Source organism: Agromyces atrinae, assembly GCF_013407835.1.
GTDB lineage: Bacteria > Actinomycetota > Actinomycetes > Actinomycetales > Microbacteriaceae > Agromyces > Agromyces atrinae.
Genome location: NZ_JACCBI010000001.1, coordinates 2508686 through 2527809 on the forward strand (window position 1 = coordinate 2508686; position 19124 = coordinate 2527809).

Annotated in this window: 20 protein-coding genes and 2 tRNA genes; 11 read left to right on the top strand and 11 right to left on the bottom strand. The window is 67.1% G+C overall.

The genetic code is table 11. The features are described from left to right. The first annotated feature begins 1 nt into the window (after position 1). From BJ972_RS11680 to pknB, 5 genes are read left to right on the top strand one after another with little or no spacing between them, the layout of a single operon-like run. Positions 2-1231 (top strand): PP2C family protein-serine/threonine phosphatase, encoded by a 1230-nt coding sequence (locus tag BJ972_RS11680; RefSeq protein WP_129172282.1) that lies wholly within the window; start codon positions 2-4, stop codon positions 1229-1231. Further along, positions 1224-2603, top strand: a complete 1380-nt coding sequence (locus tag BJ972_RS11685; protein ID WP_241830684.1) for an FtsW/RodA/SpoVE family cell cycle protein — start codon at positions 1224-1226, stop codon at positions 2601-2603. Before BJ972_RS11680 ends, BJ972_RS11685 begins: the two co-directional genes overlap by 8 nt. Further along, the gene (locus BJ972_RS11690; RefSeq protein WP_129172281.1) at positions 2600-4054 is read left to right on the top strand and encodes a peptidoglycan D,D-transpeptidase FtsI family protein; all 1455 of its coding nucleotides are present in this window, start codon (positions 2600-2602) and stop codon (positions 4052-4054) included. The genes BJ972_RS11685 and BJ972_RS11690 overlap by 4 nt, the downstream gene beginning before the upstream one ends. Next, the gene (locus BJ972_RS11695; RefSeq protein ID WP_129172280.1) at positions 4051-5766 is read left to right on the top strand and encodes a protein kinase domain-containing protein; all 1716 of its coding nucleotides are present in this window, start codon (positions 4051-4053) and stop codon (positions 5764-5766) included. The genes BJ972_RS11690 and BJ972_RS11695 overlap by 4 nt, the downstream gene beginning before the upstream one ends. Positions 5767-5776: 10 nt before the next feature. Then, complete coding sequence (gene pknB, locus BJ972_RS11700) at positions 5777-7471, top strand: Stk1 family PASTA domain-containing Ser/Thr kinase (protein WP_129172279.1); 1695 nt, start codon at positions 5777-5779, stop codon at positions 7469-7471. Positions 7472-7492: 21 nt separating this feature from the next. Here pknB and BJ972_RS11705 read toward each other — a convergent pair whose 3' ends face one another. The 3 genes from BJ972_RS11705 to BJ972_RS11715 are packed head-to-tail and all read right to left on the bottom strand — an operon-like array spanning position 7493 to position 9075. After that, positions 7493-8131 (bottom strand): anthranilate synthase component II, encoded by a 639-nt coding sequence (locus tag BJ972_RS11705; protein WP_129172278.1) that lies wholly within the window; start codon positions 8129-8131, stop codon positions 7493-7495. Further along, positions 8128-8286 (bottom strand): DUF4175 domain-containing protein, encoded by a 159-nt coding sequence (locus tag BJ972_RS11710; RefSeq protein WP_164989854.1) that lies wholly within the window; start codon positions 8284-8286, stop codon positions 8128-8130. Before BJ972_RS11710 ends, BJ972_RS11705 begins: the two co-directional genes overlap by 4 nt. 3 nt (positions 8287-8289) lie before the next feature. After that, a complete protein-coding gene (locus BJ972_RS11715) occupies positions 8290-9075 on the bottom strand; it encodes a class E sortase (RefSeq protein WP_129172277.1) in 786 nt (261 codons plus the stop codon). Positions 9076-9151: 76 nt separating this feature from the next. Here BJ972_RS11715 and BJ972_RS11720 point away from each other — a divergent pair, with 76 nt between their 5' ends. Beyond that, the gene (locus tag BJ972_RS11720) at positions 9152-9391 is read left to right on the top strand and encodes a cell division protein CrgA (RefSeq protein WP_129172276.1); all 240 of its coding nucleotides are present in this window, start codon (positions 9152-9154) and stop codon (positions 9389-9391) included. A 145-nt stretch (positions 9392-9536) separates the two neighbouring features. Here BJ972_RS11720 and BJ972_RS11725 read toward each other — a convergent pair whose 3' ends face one another. Together BJ972_RS11725 and BJ972_RS11730 are read right to left on the bottom strand one after the other, a co-directional pair. Beyond that, positions 9537-10280 (bottom strand): rhomboid family intramembrane serine protease, encoded by a 744-nt coding sequence (locus tag BJ972_RS11725; protein WP_308790475.1) that lies wholly within the window; start codon positions 10278-10280, stop codon positions 9537-9539. A 126-nt stretch (positions 10281-10406) separates the two neighbouring features. Next, positions 10407-10946, bottom strand: coding sequence for a peptidylprolyl isomerase (locus BJ972_RS11730; RefSeq protein ID WP_129172274.1), 540 nt, complete (start codon positions 10944-10946; stop codon positions 10407-10409). A 117-nt stretch (positions 10947-11063) separates the two neighbouring features. Between BJ972_RS11730 and BJ972_RS11735 the strand changes: the two genes are divergently transcribed. Continuing rightward, entirely contained in the window at positions 11064-11588 is a 525-nt protein-coding gene (locus BJ972_RS11735; protein ID WP_129172273.1) for a hypothetical protein, read from the top strand. A gap of 431 nt (positions 11589-12019) precedes the next feature. Then, positions 12020-12232, top strand: coding sequence for a hypothetical protein (locus tag BJ972_RS11740; RefSeq protein ID WP_129172272.1), 213 nt, complete (start codon positions 12020-12022; stop codon positions 12230-12232). A 36-nt stretch (positions 12233-12268) separates the two neighbouring features. Here the strand turns inward: BJ972_RS11740 and BJ972_RS11745 are convergent, their stop codons facing one another. Beyond that, positions 12269-12712 carry an NUDIX hydrolase gene (locus tag BJ972_RS11745; RefSeq protein ID WP_129172271.1) on the bottom strand — a complete coding sequence of 148 codons (444 nt, stop codon included), beginning with the start codon at positions 12710-12712 and terminating at the stop codon, positions 12269-12271. A 71-nt stretch (positions 12713-12783) separates the two neighbouring features. On the opposite strand from BJ972_RS11745, the gene BJ972_RS11750 reads away from it, so the two are divergent. The 3 genes from BJ972_RS11750 to BJ972_RS17345 all read left to right on the top strand — a co-directional run bounded on the left by BJ972_RS11750 (position 12784) and on the right by BJ972_RS17345 (position 15506). Then, positions 12784-13896, top strand: coding sequence for a hypothetical protein (locus BJ972_RS11750; protein WP_241830683.1), 1113 nt, complete (start codon positions 12784-12786; stop codon positions 13894-13896). A gap of 67 nt (positions 13897-13963) precedes the next feature. Further along, positions 13964-15076, top strand: coding sequence for a hypothetical protein (locus BJ972_RS17340; protein WP_241830682.1), 1113 nt, complete (start codon positions 13964-13966; stop codon positions 15074-15076). Between the two features lie 61 nt (positions 15077-15137). Then, positions 15138-15506: a DUF488 domain-containing protein gene (locus tag BJ972_RS17345; protein WP_241830681.1), complete on the top strand. Its 369-nt coding sequence runs from the start codon at positions 15138-15140 to the stop codon at positions 15504-15506. A 7-nt stretch (positions 15507-15513) separates the two neighbouring features. On the opposite strand, the gene BJ972_RS11760 is transcribed toward BJ972_RS17345, so the two are convergent. From BJ972_RS11760 to gyrA, 5 genes are all read right to left on the bottom strand, one after another. After that, positions 15514-15885, bottom strand: a complete 372-nt coding sequence (locus BJ972_RS11760) for an SdpI family protein (protein ID WP_164989853.1) — start codon at positions 15883-15885, stop codon at positions 15514-15516. A gap of 3 nt (positions 15886-15888) precedes the next feature. Next, a tRNA-Ala gene (locus tag BJ972_RS11765) sits at positions 15889-15961 on the bottom strand. A gap of 69 nt (positions 15962-16030) precedes the next feature. Then, positions 16031-16104 (bottom strand) — tRNA-Ile (locus BJ972_RS11770). Between the two features lie 74 nt (positions 16105-16178). Next, entirely contained in the window at positions 16179-16583 is a 405-nt protein-coding gene (locus tag BJ972_RS11775; RefSeq protein WP_129172268.1) for a DUF3566 domain-containing protein, read from the bottom strand. Further along, the gene (gene gyrA / locus BJ972_RS11780) at positions 16576-19116 is read right to left on the bottom strand and encodes a DNA gyrase subunit A (RefSeq protein WP_373366838.1); all 2541 of its coding nucleotides are present in this window, start codon (positions 19114-19116) and stop codon (positions 16576-16578) included. Before gyrA ends, BJ972_RS11775 begins: the two co-directional genes overlap by 8 nt. Positions 19117-19124 lie beyond the last annotated feature (8 nt).

Sequence of the window (19124 nt, forward strand, 5' to 3'; positions counted from 1 at the left end):
TATGGCGACGGTCAAGGCGAGCGCCGCGGTTTCCCACGTCGGCAAGATCCGCTCGAATAACCAGGATTCGGGATACGCCGGGCGCTCCCTCTTCCTCGTCGCCGACGGCATGGGCGGCCACGCGGGTGGCGACGTCGCGAGCGCGATCGCGACTCGACGCATCGCCGAAGCCGACACCGATTACTTCTCGGCCCTCGACGCGTCGGGAGCACTGCAGGAAGCCCTGATCTCGGCCAACCAGGAGCTCGCCGAGACGGTCTTCGAGCACGCCGAGCTCACGGGCATGGGCACGACGGTCAGCGCCGTCGCCCTCTACGGCGACCAGGTCGTCATCGCCCACATCGGCGACTCGCGCATCTACCTCATGCGCGCCGGCGAACTCAGCCAGATCACGACCGACCACACATTCGTGCAGCGCCTCGTCGACTCGGGCCGCATCACCGAGGAAGAGGCGATGGTGCACCCGCGTCGCTCGGTGCTCATGCGCGTGCTCGGCGACGTCGAGTCGTCGCCCGAGATCGACTCGATGATCCTCGACACCCGCGAGGGCGACCGATGGATGATCTGCTCCGACGGCCTCTCCGGCGTCGCGTCGTTCTCCGAGATCGCCGAGATCATGGCGACGGATGCCGGTGCGAAGGCCGCGGCCGACAAGCTCGTCAAGGCATCGCTCGACGGCGGCGCCCCCGACAACGTGACCGTCGTCATCGTCGACATCGGTGAGCCGCCCGCGCCCGAGACGCCTCCCGTCATCGTCGGCTCCGCGGCGATCCCCCTCGCCTTCGGAACCCCCGAGCCGGTGCGCCCGCGCTCGATCCTCCTCGCACCCTTCCGTCTGCACCCCGTGCAGGAGGCCCACTTCGAGCCCGACTCCGAGGACTACTACGACGAGCTCATCGAGGAAGACCGTCGTCGAGCCACGCGACGCCGCGTCGCGTGGCTCGTCGGGTCGCTCCTCATCGTCGCCGGCATCGTCGTCGCGTGCGTGCTGTCCTACCAGTGGACGCAGACGCGGTACTTCGTGGGCGAGTCGAACGGCCGCGTCGCGATCTTCCAGGGCATCCAACAAGACCTCGGGCCCCTCTCGCTCCACGAGGTGTACCGCGAGACGAACATCGACGTCGCCGACCTCCGCACCTACGACCAGATGACGGTCGAGCGCACGATCAGCGCGACGTCGCTCGACGAGGCCCGCGCGATCATCGAACGGTTGGAGGCGTCCCTTGACTGAGACCGCCACGAAGACCGCGTCGATCCGACGCATCCGACTGCCGCAGAAGCTCCGCAACCTCGAGCTCGCACTGCTCATCGTCGCGTGCGCCATCAACGCGAGTGCGATCGTGCTCGTGCAGCTCGGCGCCATCGGCACGATCGACACCCAGCTCGTGCTGCTCGGCGCGGGCCTCTCGGCTCTCGTGCTCGCGCTCCACATCGCGATGCGCTTCGTCGCGCGCGACGCCGACCCCTTCATCCTGCCGATCGCGACCGTGCTGAACGGTCTCGGCATCGCGATGATCTACCGGATCGACATCGCCAACGACGAGTCGGGCTGGGAGAGCGCCGCCGTCCGCCAGATCGCGTGGAGTGCGATCGCCATCGTGTGCGCGATCGTCGTCATGGTCGTCATCCGCAACCACCGCACACTCTTCCGGTACACCTACCTGTCGGGCCTCGTCGCGATCATCCTGCTGCTCCTCCCGCTCCTCCCCGGTATCGGGCGCGAGGTCAGCGGCGCACGCGTCTGGATCGGCCTCGGCGACTTCGCGACGTTCCAGCCCGGTGAGATCGCGAAGATCGCCCTCGCCGTCTTCTTCGCGGGCTACCTCGTGCGCAACCGCGACTCGCTCTCGATGGTCGGCACGACCTTCCTCGGCATGCGGTTCCCGCGCATGCGCGATCTCGGACCGCTCATCGTCGTGTGGCTGTTGTCGATGTCGGTCATCGTCTTCCAGCGCGACCTCGGAACGGCCCTCCTGTACTTCGGCCTCTTCCTCGTCATGCTCTACGTCGCGACGGGCCGCATCTCGTGGGTCCTGCTCGGCCTCACGCTCTTCGTCGGCGGCGCGCTCATCGCGAGCCAGACGCTCGACTACGTCGGCAACCGGTTCCGCAACTGGCTCGATCCGTTCTCGCAGTCGCAGTTCGATCAGGATCCGGGCGGCAGTTTCCAGCTCGTCCAGGGGCTCTTCGGTCTCGCGAACGGCGGGCTCATCGGCACGGGTCTCGGCCGCGGCCGACCCGACATCACGCCCGTCGCGCAGAGCGACTACATCATCGCGAGCCTCGGCGAAGAGCTCGGCCTCGCCGGCATCTTCGCGATCCTCGCGCTGTACATCCTCTTCGTCGCGCGCGGTTTCCGCATCGGCTTCGCGGGGCAGGATGACTTCGGCAAGCTCCTCGGTGTGGGCCTCGCGTTCGTCGTCGCCCTGCAGGTCTTCATCGTCGTGGGCGGCGTCACCCGCGTCATCCCCCTGACGGGCCTCACCACGCCGTTCCTCGCCGCGGGTGGTTCGTCGCTCGTCGCGAACTGGATCATCGTCGCGTTGCTGCTCCGCCTCTCCGACACCGTGCGCAATCATCCGAGGCTGGTGGTCGACTCGTGAACCGTGAACTGAAGCGCGTCTCGTTCGTCGTCCTGCTGATGTTCGTGACTCTGCTCGTCTCGTCGTCGATCATCCAGGTGTTCCAGGCGCAGGCACTCGGCGACGACTCACGCAACTCGCGCACGCTCTACGCGAGCTACTCCGTCGAGCGCGGGCCGATCCTCGTCGACGGCAGCCCCATCGCGTCCTCGCAGCCCTCGGGCGACAACTACCGCTTCCAGCGCGTCTACGCCAACGGGCCGCTGTACGCGCCGATCACGGGCTACATCCCCGTCAACGGCGAGGCGACCGGCCTCGAGCGCTCGCTCAACTCGTATCTCAGCGGCCGCTCGAACTCGCAGTTCTTCGAGTCGATCGATCGCATCATCTCGGGTCAGGACCCGCAGGGCGCGGCAGTCGACACGACGATCGACGGCGCGATCCAGCAGGCCGCATGGGACGCGCTCGGCGACTACACGGGAGCGGTCGTCGTGACCGAGCCGAAGACCGGGCGCATCATCGCCATGGTCACGAAGCCGACCTACGACCCGAACCAGCTCGTCGTCCACGACGGTGCTGCCGTCGACGAGACCTTCGAGGCCCTCGTCGCCGACCCCGCCGACCCCCTGTACAACCGCGCCACGGGCGGCAACATGAACCCCCCGGGCTCGGTCTTCAAGCTCGTCGTCACGGCGGCCGCCCTCGAGTCGGGCGACTACACTCCCGAATCGACGTTCCCGAACCCGGCCACCTTCCAGCTGCCGCAGACCACCTCGGTCGTGCGCAACTCGGGCGGCGGAACGTGCGGCGGCGGCGAGACCGTGACCCTCGCCCTCGCGCTCTCACTGTCGTGCAACATCCCCTTCGCCGAGCTCGGTCTCGCCCTCGGCGACGACGCGATCCGCGAGCAGGCCGAGAAGTTCGGCTTCAACCTCGAGTACGAGATCCCGAACCCCACCGAGGTGAGCGTCTACCCGCGCGGACTCGACGCTCCCCAGACCGCGCTCAGCGCATTCGGCCAGGGGAACGTGCGCTCGACGCCGCTCCAGATGGCGATGGTGTCGGCAGCGATCGCCAACGACGGGGTCGTCATGGCACCGAACCTCGTCGACGCGATCACCGCGCCGAACCTGAGCCCCCTGCAGACCTTCGAGCCGACTGAGTTCTCGCGTGCGATCAGCTCGGCGACGGCGACGACGATGACCCAGATGATGGTCAACGGAGTCCAGGACGGAGCCGCGAGTAATGCAAGAATAGACGGCGTCAGTGTGGCCGGAAAGACCGGCACTGCAGAGAACGGCGACGACGATCCCTACACTCTGTGGTTCACCGGATTCGCGCCCGCAGACGACCCGCAGGTGGCGATAACCGTTCTGATCGAAGACGGCGGGGGGCTGGGTCAGACGGGGTACGGCAATCTCCTTGCCGCACCGGTGGCGAAACAGGTACTAGAGGCGGTGCTGAACAGATGAGACCGAGCGCAGGGATCACCTTCGGGGGTCGCTACGAGTTGCAGTCGCGGATCGCGATCGGCGGCATGGGCGAGGTGTGGCAGGCGACTGACCTCATCATCGGCCGGCAGGTCGCGATCAAGATCTTGAAAGACGAGTACCTGGGCGACCCGGGCTTCCTCGAGCGTTTCCGCGCCGAGGCACGTCACGCCGCTCTCGTGAACCACGAGGGCATCGCCAACGTCTTCGACTACGGCGAGGAGGACGGCAGCGCGTTCCTCGTCATGGAGCTCGTCCCCGGTGAGGCGCTCTCGACGATCCTCGAGCGCGAGCACGTGTTGTCGACCGACAAGGTGCTCGACATCGTCGCCCAGACGGCTCAGGCGCTCCACGCCGCTCACGCCGCCGGTCTCGTCCACCGCGACATCAAGCCCGGAAACCTGCTCATCACGCCCGACGGGCGCGTCAAGATCACCGACTTCGGTATCGCGCGCATCGCCGACCAGGTTCCCCTCACGGCCACCGGCCAGGTCATGGGCACGGTGCAGTACCTCTCGCCCGAGCAGGCGTCGGGTCACGCGGCATCTCCCACGACCGACGTGTACTCGCTCGGCATCGTCGCGTACGAGGCCCTCGCCGGCCGCCGCCCCTTCACGGGCGAGTCGCAGGTCGCGATCGCGATGGCCCAGATCAACGAGGCTCCGCCCGAGCTTCCCGTCACGGTCTCCGAGCCCGTGCGCAACCTCGTCTTCGCGTGCATCGCGAAGAACCCGGCCGACCGCCCGGCATCGGGCGCTGCCCTCGCGCGCGCCGCCACGGCTCTCCGCCGCGGCGACGTGCAGGCTGCTGCGGCATCCGTTCCCGCCGTGCTCGGCGCCGCAGCGGGCACCGCGGGCGCCACGATGCTGCTCCCCAAGGCCGGGGGCGGCGCGACCGCCGCCACGGCGATCCTCAACTCCCCGGCATCCGCTGCGGGCCTCGCCGACGGCGAGGAGGAGGAGCCGAAGAAGAAGCGCAGCCCGTGGACGTGGCCGCTCATCGTGCTCATCGCGATCCTCGTGATCGTGCTCGGCGGGTCGATCTTCGCCCTCACGCAGAACGGCGGCGACACGCCCCCTCCGGCGACGACCTCGACGCCTCCCGCGACGACGTCCGCTCCGCCGACGACGAGCGCGCCCCCCGCCACCGAGACGGTGCAGATCGCCGCGAGCGACTTCACCGGACTCAGCGTCGACGAGGCCCGCCAGAAGCTCGACGAGCTCGGCATGGTCGCGAACGCCGTCGCGGGCAACGCGGCGACCGAGCCCGGCCAGGTGAACACGGTCTACGACGTCAACCCGACCGGACCGGTCGCGAAGGGTTCGACGATCACGATCACGTTCTACGCCGACATCGTCGCTCCTGGTAAGCCCTCGGGCACCGTGAGCGCCGTCGACCCCTCGACGGTCGTCGCGGGCGAGAACACGCAGGTCGGTTGGCCCGCGCAGTCGTGCCCCGCCGGTCAGTCGCTCGCGGGCTACGAGCTCCGTGTCGACAGCGGCGGCGCCTCGATCCCGAACCAGTCGGTGATCCCCGGCGGCACCACGCAGGCGACGGTCACGGTCGGCAGCAGCGACTTCTCGATGAGCTTCCGCTACTTCTGCGGTCAGATCGACTCCGAGTGGTCCGACACCGGCCTCATCACGCTCTCCGAGCAGCCGGCGCCGACCGAAGACCCCGGCGCCGACGAGTAGGAGTGCAGGAGTGACAGACGAGGGACGCGTGCTCGCCGGTCGATACCGGGTGGGCGAGCGCGTCGGGCGAGGCGGGATGTCCGACGTGCATGTCGGCACCGACTCGCGCCTCGGCCGTACCGTCGCGATCAAGCTGCTGAAGCCGCAGCTCGCGACCGACCCTGCATTCCGCACGCGTTTCCGTCAGGAGGCCCAGTCGGCCGCCCGCATGGCCCACCCGACGATCGTCCGCGTGTTCGACGCGGGCGAGGAGACGGTCACCGACGACGAGGGCAACGAGCAGCAGCTCCCCTTCATCGTCATGGAGTACGTCGAGGGTCGACTGCTGCGCGACATCATCCGCGAGGGACCGCTCGAGTCGAGCGAAGCCGTCCGCATCATCGACGGCGTCCTCACGGCCCTCGAGTACTCGCACCGCGCCGGTGTCGTGCACCGCGACATCAAGCCCGGCAACATCATGGTCACGAAGACCGGCCAGGTGAAGGTCATGGACTTCGGCATCGCCCGGGCCATCTCCGACTCGACCTCGACCGTCGCTCAGACCACGGCGATCCTCGGCACGGCGGCGTACTTCTCGCCCGAGCAGGCCAAGGGCGAGGTCGTCGACGCACGCACCGACCTCTACTCGACGGGCGTCGTGCTCTTCGAGATGCTCACGGGTCGCCCGCCGTTCCGCGGCGACACCCCCGTCGCCGTCGCGTACCAGCACGTCAGCGAGCCGCCGGCCAAGCCGAGCACGATCAACCCGCGCGTCTCGCCGGCGCTCGACACGGTCGTGCTGCACGCGCTCGAGAAGAACCGCGACGCCCGCTTCCAGACGGCGGCCGAGTTCCGCACCGACGTCGACATCGCCGCGTCGGGTCGGGTGCCCGTCCACCGCGTTCCGGATGCCGCAAGTCAGCTCTTCGGAGCACCGACGACGTCTCTCACGACCTCCGAGCTCGCGCTCCGCCAGCTGACCGAAGACGAGACGATGACGCGCACGCAGCGCCGTCCTCCCGCCATCTGGATCTGGTCGGGCGTCATCGCCGTCATCGTCATCGTCATCTCGGTCATGTACTGGGCGCTGACGCTGCAGCCGAACAACGACCTCCCGTCGACGTCGCGCGAGGTGCCGACCCTCACGGGAGACACCTACGAGGTCGCCGTCACGAAGCTCCAGGAGCTCGGGCTGCCCGCGACGATGCTGACCGAGGCGAGCGATTCGGTCGACGCCGAACTGGTGACGCGCACGAACCCGCCGGCCGGCACCATCGTGGCGCCCGGCGACGTCATCACCGTGTACGTCTCGACCGGTCAGGAGACGGTCGGGCTCCCCGACCTCGCGAACAGGCCCATCGCCGAGGCCCAGCAGGCCGTCACCGATCTCGGTCTCGTCGGCGGCTCGATCACGCGTCAGAACTCGCCCACGGTGGCGGCCGACGTCGTGCTGTCGACGACGCCCGCGAGCGGCACGACGGTCAACCTCGGGTCGACGGTCGACTTCGTCGTGTCGAACGGACTCGTCCTCATGGTCGACGTTCTTGGGATGCCGCTAGCCGAAGCGACTGAGATTGTCACGGCCGACGAACGTCAGCTCAACCCGATTCCCCGACCGGATGACTCGTGCGAGGCCGAAGACGGCCAGCCGGTCACTCAGCAGTCGTTGGCGCCGGGCGACGTTCCGCAGAAGTCCGACGTCGAGCTCACGTACTGCACGGGCTGAGCCCGGTCGGGCTGACCCTGCTCAGGCGAGACGGACGAGCGGGCTGAGCCCTTCGGCGCGTTCGCGCGCACCGGCGAGACCGGCGTCTTCGAGCCAGTTGCCGAGCATGCGGTAGCCGCCCTCGGTGAGCACCGACTCGGGGTGGAACTGTACGCCGTAGATCGGTCGGCTCTCGTGACGCACACCCATGATGACGCCGCCGGCGGTGCGGCTCGTCACGATGAGGGCGTCGGGCTGAGTGCCGTCGACGACGGCGAGCGAGTGGTACCTCGTCGCCGTGAAGGGCTGCGGCACGCCGTCGTAGAAGTCGCTCTCGTCGTGCGTGACGAGCGACGTCTTGCCGTGCATGAGCTCTTCGGCGTTCGTGACGACGGCGCCGAGCGCTTCGGCGATGGCCTGGTGGCCGAGGCACACCCCGAGGAGCGGCTGGCCCGACTCGAGAGCGGCCTCGACGGTCGCGATCGAGACGCCGGCGTCGGACGGCTTGCCCGGCCCGGGAGAGATGAGGACGGCGTCGTACTCGGCGAGGCGCGCACGGAGGTCGCCCGGCTCGATGTCGTCGTTCCGCACGACCTCGGTCTCGGCCCCGAGTTCCTGCAGGTAGCCGTTGAGCGTGTAGACGAAGCTGTCGTAGTTGTCGATCACGAGAACGCGGGTCATTCGGTCACCGTCACTTCAATGGGGTTGACGATCTGGTCGACCCAGGGAAAGGCAAACGTGAAGAGCGCCCACACCGCGAGGGCGAGGATGCCGAGGAAGAGGATGATGCGGAGCCAGATGGGCCCCGGGAGGATCCGGAAGAGTCCCGCGTACATGGTCTACTGCCCCCAAGCGGCGACGTCGGCCGCGATCTCGTCGGGCACCCGGTTCTCGGATGCGGGTATCCAGGACTCGAGCACGCCGTACGCGATGATGCGCTCGGCGGTCGAGAGCAACGGGTTGCAGCTCGTGAGCGTGATGATGCGATCGACGGGCGGCATCTCCGGCTGGTGCGGAACGGCGGCGAGCACCTCGACGGTCTGCGGCGTGACGTACTCGAGGTCGCGGAACCGGTAGGTGTACCAGCCGTCGGGCGTCTGGATGAAGATGCCGTCGCCGAGCTGCAGCTGCTCGATCTCGTGCATGCCTCCGCCGTAGGCGCTACGGTGCGACGCGATCACGAAGTTGCCGACCTCGCCGGGGCGCTGCGTCTCGGGGTAGTGCCCGACTCCGAGCGTCTCGCTGTTCAAGACGTTGAGGCCAACGCCTTCGGCGATCGTGCGCTGCGATCCCTCGCCGAACCGCGGAACGTACATGATGCCGATCGGCTGCCCGTCGCTGTACGTCGCCGTGCCGACGACCGGGTCCCCGGGATCGACGGGTTCGGCGGTCTCCGACGGCGTCGTGGTCGGCGGGGCCTCCGTCATCCACTCGCGGCTGAGGTCGCTCGCCGCGCTCGACTGCTGGCCGGCCATGATGGCGTCGTTCCACCACAGCTGCCACGCGAGGAAGAGCAGGATGACGACGCCGGCGGTCAGGAGGAGCTCGCCGAGCACGCCGAAGAAGCTCACTCGCGCGCGCTTTCGACGCGGGCGCGCGCGAAGGGTCTCAGAGGCCTCGGACATAACCTGGATTCTAGTTCCCTCACCCGGGTGAAGAGGTCGACGGAACGGAGGCCGTCTTCAGGCTAGAATCGTGGGCATGGCACGCACGAAGACTCAGAAGCCCGCGCGCGCGGAACAGCCGAGCGGTGAAGACCTCCCGAACCCGGTGTGGTTCAAGCCCGTCATGTTCGGGTTCATGCTCGTCGGTCTCGCCTGGATCATCGTCTTCTACGTGAGCCAGGGCACGCTGCCGATCCCGAGCCTCGACTCGTGGAACATCCTCATCGGCTTCGGAATCGCCTTCATCGGCTTCCTCATGACCACTCGCTGGCGATAGCGACCACAGAACTCAGTGCCTTCGGGGGCGATCACGTCACGTGATCGTCCCCTTTCGTTTATCTCCGGTTAAGCGAATCACACCGGTGTAACTCTCCCCAGGTGTTAATAAACCTGTGGATAACTCCCGGCCCGGAGTCGACGGGTCAGAGAGCCCCGACCTTCCAGCGCGCGACGATGATGCCGACGGCGACGAGGAGCACGGCGATGCCGATGAGCAGACCGATCTGCAGGCCCTTCTGCGAACGCTTCCGCGTCTCGAAGTAGACGAGGCCCACGAGCGCACCGCCGACGAGGCCGCCGAGGTGCGCCTGCCACGAAATGTTCATGCCGGGGATGAAGCCGATGACGAGGTTGATGCCGAGCAGCACGTAGAGCTGGGTCAGGTTGCCGCCGAGTCGCCGCTGGATGACGACGAAGGCGCCCATGAGACCGAAGATCGCGCCCGACGCACCGAGCACTCCCGAGTTGACGGGAGCGAGGATGACGACGCCGACGGATCCCGCGAGGCCGGCGATCAGATAAAGCGACAGGAATCGCCATCGCCCGAGCATGCCCTCGAGCAGCTGCCCGAAGATCCACAGCGTGTACATGTTGAGCAGGATGTGGAAGATCAGCCCCGTCGAGTGCAGGAAGACCGACGTGAGCATGCGCCACGGCTCGAACTGGATCTCGGTGAGGAACACCGGGTTGAAGAAGAGGGCGTCCGTGACGCCGAGCCCCGGGATCCACTGCAGTACGTACACGAGCGCCGTGAGGGCGATGATCGAGTACGTCACGACGGGCGCGCCGTTGCGGCCGGCCGCTCGGATGCGCGTGAACGCCGCGGGCTTCGTGCGCGGAGCGTTCTGCCGCTGCTCCTTCATGCACTCGGGGCAGATGACGCCCACCGCCGCCTGTGTCTGGCACTCGGGGCAGACCGTGCGGCCGCACCTCTGGCACAGGATGAAACTCTGCCTCGACGGATGCCGGTAGCAGTAGTTCGCGGCGTCGGTGGGCGCCTGACTCATCGAGGGTTAGAGGTTCTCGACGGAGATGCTCTCGATGACGACGTCGTCGAGCGGCTTGTCGCGCCCGTCGGTCGGCACCGCGGCGAGCTTCTCGACGATGGCCTGGCTGTCGGCATCCGTCACGCGACCGAAGATCGAGTGCTTGCCCTGCAGCCACGTCGTCGGAGCGACCGTGATGAAGAACTGCGAACCGTTCGTGCCGCGTCCGTTCTGGATGCCGGCGTTGGCCATGGCGAAGACGTAGGGCTCGGTGAAGTCGAGCTCGGAGGTGATCTCGTCGTCGAACTGGTAGCCGGGGCCGCCGAAGCCCTTACCGAGCGGGTCGCCGCCCTGGATCATGAAGCCGGGGATGATGCGGTGGAAGATGACGCCGTCGTAGAGCGGGGCGGTCGACTTCACGCCGGTCTCGGGGTGGGTCCACTCGATCTCGCCGGTCGCGAGACCCGTGAAGTTCTTCACGGTCTTCGGAGCCTGGTGGCCGTAGAGGTCGACCTTGATCGGGCCGAGGGTGGTGTTGATGGTCGCTACTGCGGTGGGAAGAGCCATAGCAAACATTCTCGCATCCTGGGAACCCCTCCGGTCGCATTCGGACTCCCACCGCCTTCGCAGGCGCAACAGTGGCAAGATGGGGGAGTTGCTTCTCACACGATGGAGGTCGAGACCATGAGCCTGTCACGCAAGCGCAAGAAGGAACTCAAGCGGTTGCGCTCGAGTGCGGAAGAGTTGTGGGGCAACCAGCAGCACGTCCTCGACCACGCGAACAGCGTTGCCCGTGAGGCGAGCCGCCAGCTCGGCGCTCTCACTCGCGAGGAAGTCGCGCCCCGCGTGCGCGACGGTTACCAGTCCTACGTTCAGCCCGGCGTCGACGCGACGCGTGCATTCGCCCGCGGTGCCGGCAAGGTCGTCGACCGCACGGTGCTTCCCGCCGTCGGCAGCGCGATCGGTTCGGTGCTCGCCATCGGCGACATCGCCAACGACACGCGCGTGCGCAAGGCCCTCTCGCGAGTGAGCCCCGCTCTCGTCCCGCAGAAGAAGAAGTCCGGATTCGGCACCTACCTCGCCATCGGCGCGGGTGTCGTGGCCGCCGGTGCCGTCGCGTATGCCGTGTGGCAGACGTTCCGCGCCGACGACGAGCTCTGGGTTTCCGACGACGAGCCCGAGACGCCCTCCGAGGCTGCTGCGGTCTAACCGCACTCGACGTATCGAAGCGCCCGCCCTGTGATCAGGGCGGGCGCTTCGTCGTACCCGGGGTTGCGGCGCACCGACTCGGGCCGCTAACGTCAGTACCCGTCTGGGTCTAGCAATCGAAAGGAGGAGCTTCATGTTTATTCGTCAGGAACCGTTCATCGCAGGAATGGCCGTCGTGCACGGAGTGACCTCCTTCGGAGTCAGCTCCCACTAACGCTCGTCGATCACCCCGCTGCCTGAGTCGCAGCGCTGATCGCCGCATTCTGCCTGTGATGCACCGTCTCGACACGAGACCTCTGCCTCCTCTCGAGAGCCCTGTCTCTCGTCATCCCCTCTGATCGTCGCTCGCCAGCGGCATCCCGTCGGGTGCGTCTCACTGGCACGCCCGGAGACGACGGTCACCTCTCCGATCTCCTGAAGGAATCACCACCGTGAACACGCACGTCCTCACTGCCCACCCGCCGAGCCCCGTGGAGCGCGCCGCGCTCCGCCTCGGCCTCCTCCTCGTCTCGTGGAGCCGTCGCCGGCGCCATGAGGCCTACGACCGCGAAGCACACCGCCGCCAGCTGCAGCACGATGCGGAGCTCACGCGTCGCTACGAAGCGGCGCGGAATTCCGGCTACCTGCTCTGCGGCCCGCGATGAACACCTCACCCGCCACCGTCGACGGGGATCCGACTCTCACGCGAGGGGCGGAACTCCGTCGGCGGGCTCGGCGTCGTTCAGGCGCAGGGCGACGTCGAGCAGGCTCACGCGCTTGAGCCCGGCGACCTCGTCGAGCGGAACCCAGCGGGCTTCGTCGCTCGACCCGTCGATCTCGTTGCGCAACGCACCGCCGGTGACGTGGGCGCGGTAGACGACCCGCATCGCGTACAGCGGTACGTCACCCGAGAAGCGACGTTCGGCGGGCACGGTGATCGTGTCGATGCCGAGCAGCCGATCGATCTCGGCCTCGTAGCCCGTCTCCTCCGAGATCTCGCGGACCGCAGCGACCGCGGGATGCTCCTCGCCCTCGATACCGCCGCCGGGGAGCGTCCACCCGTCACGGCCGTGCTCGTTCCAGTGCGAGAGCAGGATGCGGCCGTCGTCGATGATGACGGCGTAAGCGGCGATGCGGATGTCCATCTGCACACCCTAGCCGCGCCACGCTGAATGCCGGCCGCCATGCGGTGCTGACCCGTCGATAGGTTCGAGGTGTGCCTTCTCGCCCCACCCTCGCCGCAGCCCTCGACACCTCGGCTTTGACAGGGCCCATCGATAAGGCGGCGCTTCGCGTCTACCGCGAAACCCTGCCGTCCGACCTACGGCCAGGCCTCAAGGCGACCGTCGTTCCCGCGGCGATCCTCTTCGTCGCGTCCATCTTCCTCATCAGCTTCTGGTCACTCGTCATCGGCGTGAACGATCTCGGCACGTCGGCGAATGACCACCTCATGCGGGGCCTCATCGGGTTCATCTATCTCGCGATGCCGATCCTCGCCGTCGTCCTCATCGTTCGGGGGCTCTGGGTCAGGCGCGGAACACGTCAGTTTCGCCTCGATCGCTTCGCTCGCGACAACCGTCTGCTCTATACGCCGAGCAGTGTGCCGCTCCTCTTCCCGGGCATGATCTTCACAGCGGGGCACAGTGCGTTGGGCCGTGACATCATGCGGCAATCGACGGGGTCGACGGTGATCGGCAACTACCAGTACACCGTCGGGTCGGGCAAGAACCAGAGCCGGCACCGTTGGGGATTCGCATCGATCCAGCTCGGTACCTCCCTGCCGCACATCGTGCTCGACGCGACCGGCAACAACTCACTGTTCGGCGGCTCGAACCTGCCGGAGGGATTCCGTCGCGACCAACGGCTCGAGCTCGAGGGTGACTTCTCGAAGCACTTCACGCTCTACTGCCCGCGCGGCTATGAGAGCGATGCTCTCTACCTCTTCACCCCCGACATCATGGCCCGCTTCATCGACCATGCTGCCGAACTCGATGTCGAGATCATCGACGACCGCCTGTACCTCTACTCCAAACGCGACCTATCGACACTCGATCCCGCGACCTGGGAGTGGCTCGTCACGACGCTCGACGCGCTCGGCGAGAAGGTCGACCGCTGGCAGCGTTGGCGGGATTCGCGGCTGGGCGACGTCGCGGTCGTTGAGGGCGATAGCGGGATGCCTCGGATCGTGCGCCCACCGCGTGGCGTAGCAGCGACCGGGCGCCGCCTGACGAAGCGCACCGCGTGGGTGAGCGCCGTGCTGATGGTCGCATTCTTGCTCCTCGGCCTCTACTCGATGCTGGAGGACGTCGTGTCGTGGCTACTGCGATGAGTCTGTCGGCGCACATGCCCCTGGCTGCCTGCGCCACCGCGCCGACGCGCGCCGGTAGGTTGACCAGGTGACTGCGAGCCGATTCGTCCCGACCCCGATCGACACCCGCCCACTCACCGATCGCATCGATCGCGCAGACCTCGCCGCGTTCCGCGACACGCTCCCGAAGAACCTGCGGTCGAACTCGGCCCCGAACATCGTCGGCGTCCTGCTGTTCTACGCCGCGCTGCTCGCCTTCGTCACACTCGGCGCCGTGATCATCGGCATCGATCAGATCGGGTACTCGCCGCAGGACGACGCACGCAGGCTGCTCTACTTCGGCGTCTACCTCGCGCCCGTCATCCTCGGGGCCGTCATCGTCTTCCGCGCGATCCGGCGCCGACGCATCAGCCGCACCTACCGGCTGCACCGCTTCGCGGAGGCCAACGGGCTCAGCCACCAGCCCGTCGGCGGCATGCTCCTCTACCCGGGCATGATCTTCCGCGTCGGCCACAGCATCGAGTCGCTCGATGTGATCACGGGCGCCGACGGCAGCACCGTCGTCGGCAACTACGCCTATTCGACGGGTTCGGGCAAGAGCCAGCGGAGCTTCCGCTGGGGGTTCGCCTCGATCGCGCTCGGCACGAGCCTGCCGCACATCGTGCTCGATGCGACGGGCAACAATTCGTTGTTCGGCGGCTCGAACCTGCCTGTCGGCTTCAGCCGCGATCAGCGCCTCGAACTCGAGGGCGACTTCTCGAAGCACTTCACGCTCTACTGCCCGCGCGGCTACGAGAGCGATGCGCTCTACCTCTTCACCCCCGACATCATGGCCCGATTCATCGACCACGCGGCCGAGCTCGACGTCGAGATCATCGACGACCGCATGTACCTCTACTCGAAGCGCGACCTGTCGACGATCGACCCCGCGACCTGGGTGTGGCTCACGACGACGATCGCGGCGCTCAGCGAGAAGATCGATCGGTGGCAGCGCTGGCGCGATGCCCGCCTCGGTAACACGTACGTCGCCGACGACAAACGCGGGATCCCGCAGATCATCCGTCCGCCGCGCGGAGTGGCCAGCTCGGGTCGACGTCTCTCGCAGCGCACGGGCTGGATCGGCATCATCCTCATGGGAGTGCTGTTCCTCTTCGGCGCCTACTCGATCATCGAGGACATCGTCACCGCGATCATGCGCTGACCGCTCCACGGGGTGCGTGCCAGAATCGAAAGGACGGGCCGGTCGAGCAGGAGGAGCAGTCGTGGGATCCCTGAATATCAAGCGCGTGTACGACGAGCCGAAACCCACCGATGGGTACCGGGTGCTCGTCGATCGGTTGTGGCCGCGAGGCGAGACCCACGAACGGGCGGCGGCGGATGTCTGGCTGAAGGAGATCGCACCGAGCCCCGCGCTTCGCACCTGGTGGAATCACGACCCTGATCGTCTCGACGATTTCTCCACTCGGTACGAGGCCGAGCTCGACGAGAACCCGGCGGTCGGCGAACTGCTGCAGATCGTGCGCGACCACGACGTCGTGACGCTGCTCTACGGCGCCCGCGACCCGAAGGTCAACCATGCCCGCGTACTGAGGGACTACCTGCTCGCGCACGGAGCCGCGACGGACGAGTGACCTCGGTTCAGGCATCGTCGCGCGCGAGCACCTCACGCGCAGCGGCGGTTCCGACGACCGAGCCGTGGATCACGAACGCGATCATCACGCCGGCACCCGCGACGACACCGATTCCGACGACGGGGGTCGGGAGCGGCAGCAATGCGGCGGCTCCCGTGACGAGCGAGGCGACGCCCGCGAAGATCGTCGGCCGCTTCGCCCGCACGTGCGCGGCCAGCCACGCCTCATCCGACGCCATGGTGCTCGGCGTGCGGATGCCGGCGATGTCGTTGCGCCCCACGCGACCCGAGGCCGTCGCGCGCGCCAACCCGATGACGAGAACACCCGCCGCGATCATCACGAGACCGACGATGATTCGTCCGACCGTGTCGCCATCCATATGTGGAGCCTGGGAGAATCGAACTCCCGACATCCTGCTTGCAAAGCAGGCGCTCTACCAACTGAGCTAAGGCCCCGATGTGTCGCACCGGCTGATCGAGACCAGCCGGTGATCAACACGGGTGTGTGTAGAACCAGCTACACAGTGGGGCTACCAGGACTTGAACCTGGGACCTCTTCGTTATCAGCGAAGCGCTCTAACCGCCTGAGCTATAGCCCCGAATTGACCGAGTGAAAGACTACCCGACGGCTGCCGATTCTCCGAATCGGCGGCCGCCGGGGCCGTTCAGAAGGTCAGTTGTTGGTGAAACCGACGAGCACGCCGCCCGTGATCTTCACCGACATGTTGTACAGCAGAGCCGCGACGGCGCCGAGGGCGGTCGTCACGACGACGTTCACGAGCGCGACGATGATCGCGAAGCCCATGACGTTGCCGAGGGAGAGGATGGCCGTCAGGTCGCCGCCGGTTCCGGCGATGTCCTTCACGACGTCGTTCACCTTGGTGAAGATGTCGGTCGAGTTCAGCACCGTGTAGATGAGGAACGTCGCGACGACGGTGACGATCGCGAAGCAGACCGCGATGAGGAACGACAACTTCACGGCCGACCAGAAGTCCACGTACACGAGACGCAGGCGTACCTGCTTCGACGTGGTGCGTCTATTCGACTTCTTGGCCAGCTTCTCGGCGACGTTACTCATCTACGACTTCTCCTTCGACGGGCGCGTTCTCCTCAGTGGTCTCATCCACCGCGGGCTCATCGGCCACGAGGTTGCGCTCGGAATTCTTCGCTACTGCAATGATGCGGTCTGACTCCGCAAACTTCGCGAAGACGACGCCCATCGTGTCGCGCCCCTTGGCGGGCACTTCAGCGACGTCAGAGCGTATCACCTTGCCGCTGGCAAGAACCACAAGGACTTCGTCCTCGGTTCCGACGATGAGCGAGCCGGCGAGATCGCCGCGATCGTCGCTCAACTTCGCGACCTTGATGCCGAGACCGCCGCGCTGCTGCACGCGGTACTGCTCGACCGCGGTGCGCTTGGCGTAGCCGCCCTCGGTCACGACGAAGACAAATCGACCGGATGCACCGGGCGTGGTCTCATCGATCACGACGTCGTCGCCGGTCTCGATGGCGATCGTCTCGGAGGATCCGACGATCGAGGCTCCGAGTAGACGGTCGTCGCCGCGGAAACTCATTCCCTTGACGCCCGACGTGGAACGGCCCATCGGTCGGAGCGCCTCGTCGTTGGCCTCGAAGCGCAGCGACATGCCCTTCTTCGAGACGAGGAGGATCTCGTCGGTGTCGTCGGCGAGCATCGCCGAGACGAGCTCGTCGTCGTCGCGGAGGTTGATCGCGATGATGCCGCGCGAGCGGTTCGTGTCGTAGGCCGAGAGCTCGGTCTTCTTGACGAGACCGTCGCGGGTCGCGAGCACGAGGTACTGCGCGACCGCGTAGTCGCGGATGTCGAGGATCTCGGCGATCTCCTCGTCGGGAGCCATCTCGAGCAGGTTCGCGACGTGCTGGCCCTTCGCGTCGCGGCCGGCCTCCTGGATCTCGTACGCCTTCGCGCGGTACACGCGGCCCTTGTTCGTGAAGAACAACAGCCAGTGGTGCGTCGTCGTGACGAAGAAGTGGTCGACGACGTCATCCGCCCGCAGCTGCGCGCCCTTGACACCCTTGCCGCCTCGGTGCTGCGACCGGTAGTTGTCGCTGCGCGTGCGCTTGACGTAGCCACCGCGCGTGACCGTGACGACCATCTCTTCTTCGGGGATGAGGTCTTCGACCGACATGTCGCCGTCGAAACCGAACATGATCTCGGTGCGGCGGTCGTCGCCGTACTTCGACGTGATCTCGGCGAGCTCGTCGGAGACGATCTGACGCTGCAGCTCTTCGCTCGCGAGGATCTTCTTGAACTCGGCGATGATGAGCTCGAGCCGCTCGAGCTCGTCGATGATCTTCTGACGCTCGAGGGCCGCGAGACGACGCAGCTGCATGGCGAGGATCGCGTCGGCCTGGAGTCGGTCGACGTCGAGGAGCTCCATGAGGCCCGTGCGCGCCTCGTCGACGTCGGGTGAGCGACGGATGAGGGCGATGACCTCGTCGAGGGCGTCGAGCGCCTTGACGTAACCGCGCTGGATGTGAGCGTCGGCCTCCGCCTTGTCGAGACGGAACTGCGTGCGACGGACGATCACTTCGATCTGGTGGTCGACCCAGTGCGCGATGAAGCCGTCGATCGAGAGGGTGCGGGGCACGCCGTCGACGATCGCGAGCATGTTGGCGCCGAAGTTGTCCTGCAGCGGCGTGTGCTTGTAGAGGTTGTTGAGCACGACCTTCGCGACCGCGTCGCGCTTCAGCACGATGACGAGTCGCTGACCCGTACGGCCCGAGGACTCGTCGCGGATGTCGGCGATACCGCCGACGCGGCCTTCCTTGACGAGGTCGGCGATCTTGATCGCGAGGTTGTCGGGGTTGACCTGGTACGGCAGCTCGGTGATGACGAGGCACGTACGGTTCTGGATCTCTTCGACCGTGACGACGGCGCGCATCGTGATCGATCCGCGGCCCGTGCGGTACGCGTCCTGGATGCCCTTGACGCCGAGGATCTGGGCGCCGGTCGGGAAGTCCGGGCCCTTGATGCGCTGCATCAGGGCTTCCTGGAGCTCTTCGCGCGTGGCATCCGGGTTCTCGAGGTACCACTGCGCACCCGAGGCGACCTCGCGGAGGTTGTGCGGCGGGATGTTCGTCGCCATGCCGACCGCGATGCCGACGGATCCGTTGACGAGCAGGTTCGGGAAGCGCGACGGCAGGATCGCGGGCTCCTGCGTGCGGCCGTCGTAGTTGTCCTGGAAGTCGACGGTGTTCTCGTCGATGTCGCGGACCATCTCCATGGCGAGCGGAGCCATCTTAGTCTCGGTGTATCGGGGGGCCGCAGCACCGTCGTTACCCGGCGAGCCGAAGTTGCCCTGCCCGAGTGCGAGCGGGTAGCGGAGGCTCCACGGCTGCACGAGACGCACGAGGGCGTCGTAGATCGCCGAGTCGCCGTGCGGGTGGAACTGACCCATGACGTCGCCGACGACGCGCGCGCACTTCGAGAACGCCTTCTCGGGGCGGTAGCCGCCGTCGTACATCGCGTAGATCACGCGACGGTGGACGGGCTTCAGGCCGTCACGGACGTCGGGCAGAGCGCGCCCGACGATGACGCTCATCGCGTAGTCGAGGTACGACCGCTGCATCTCGAGCT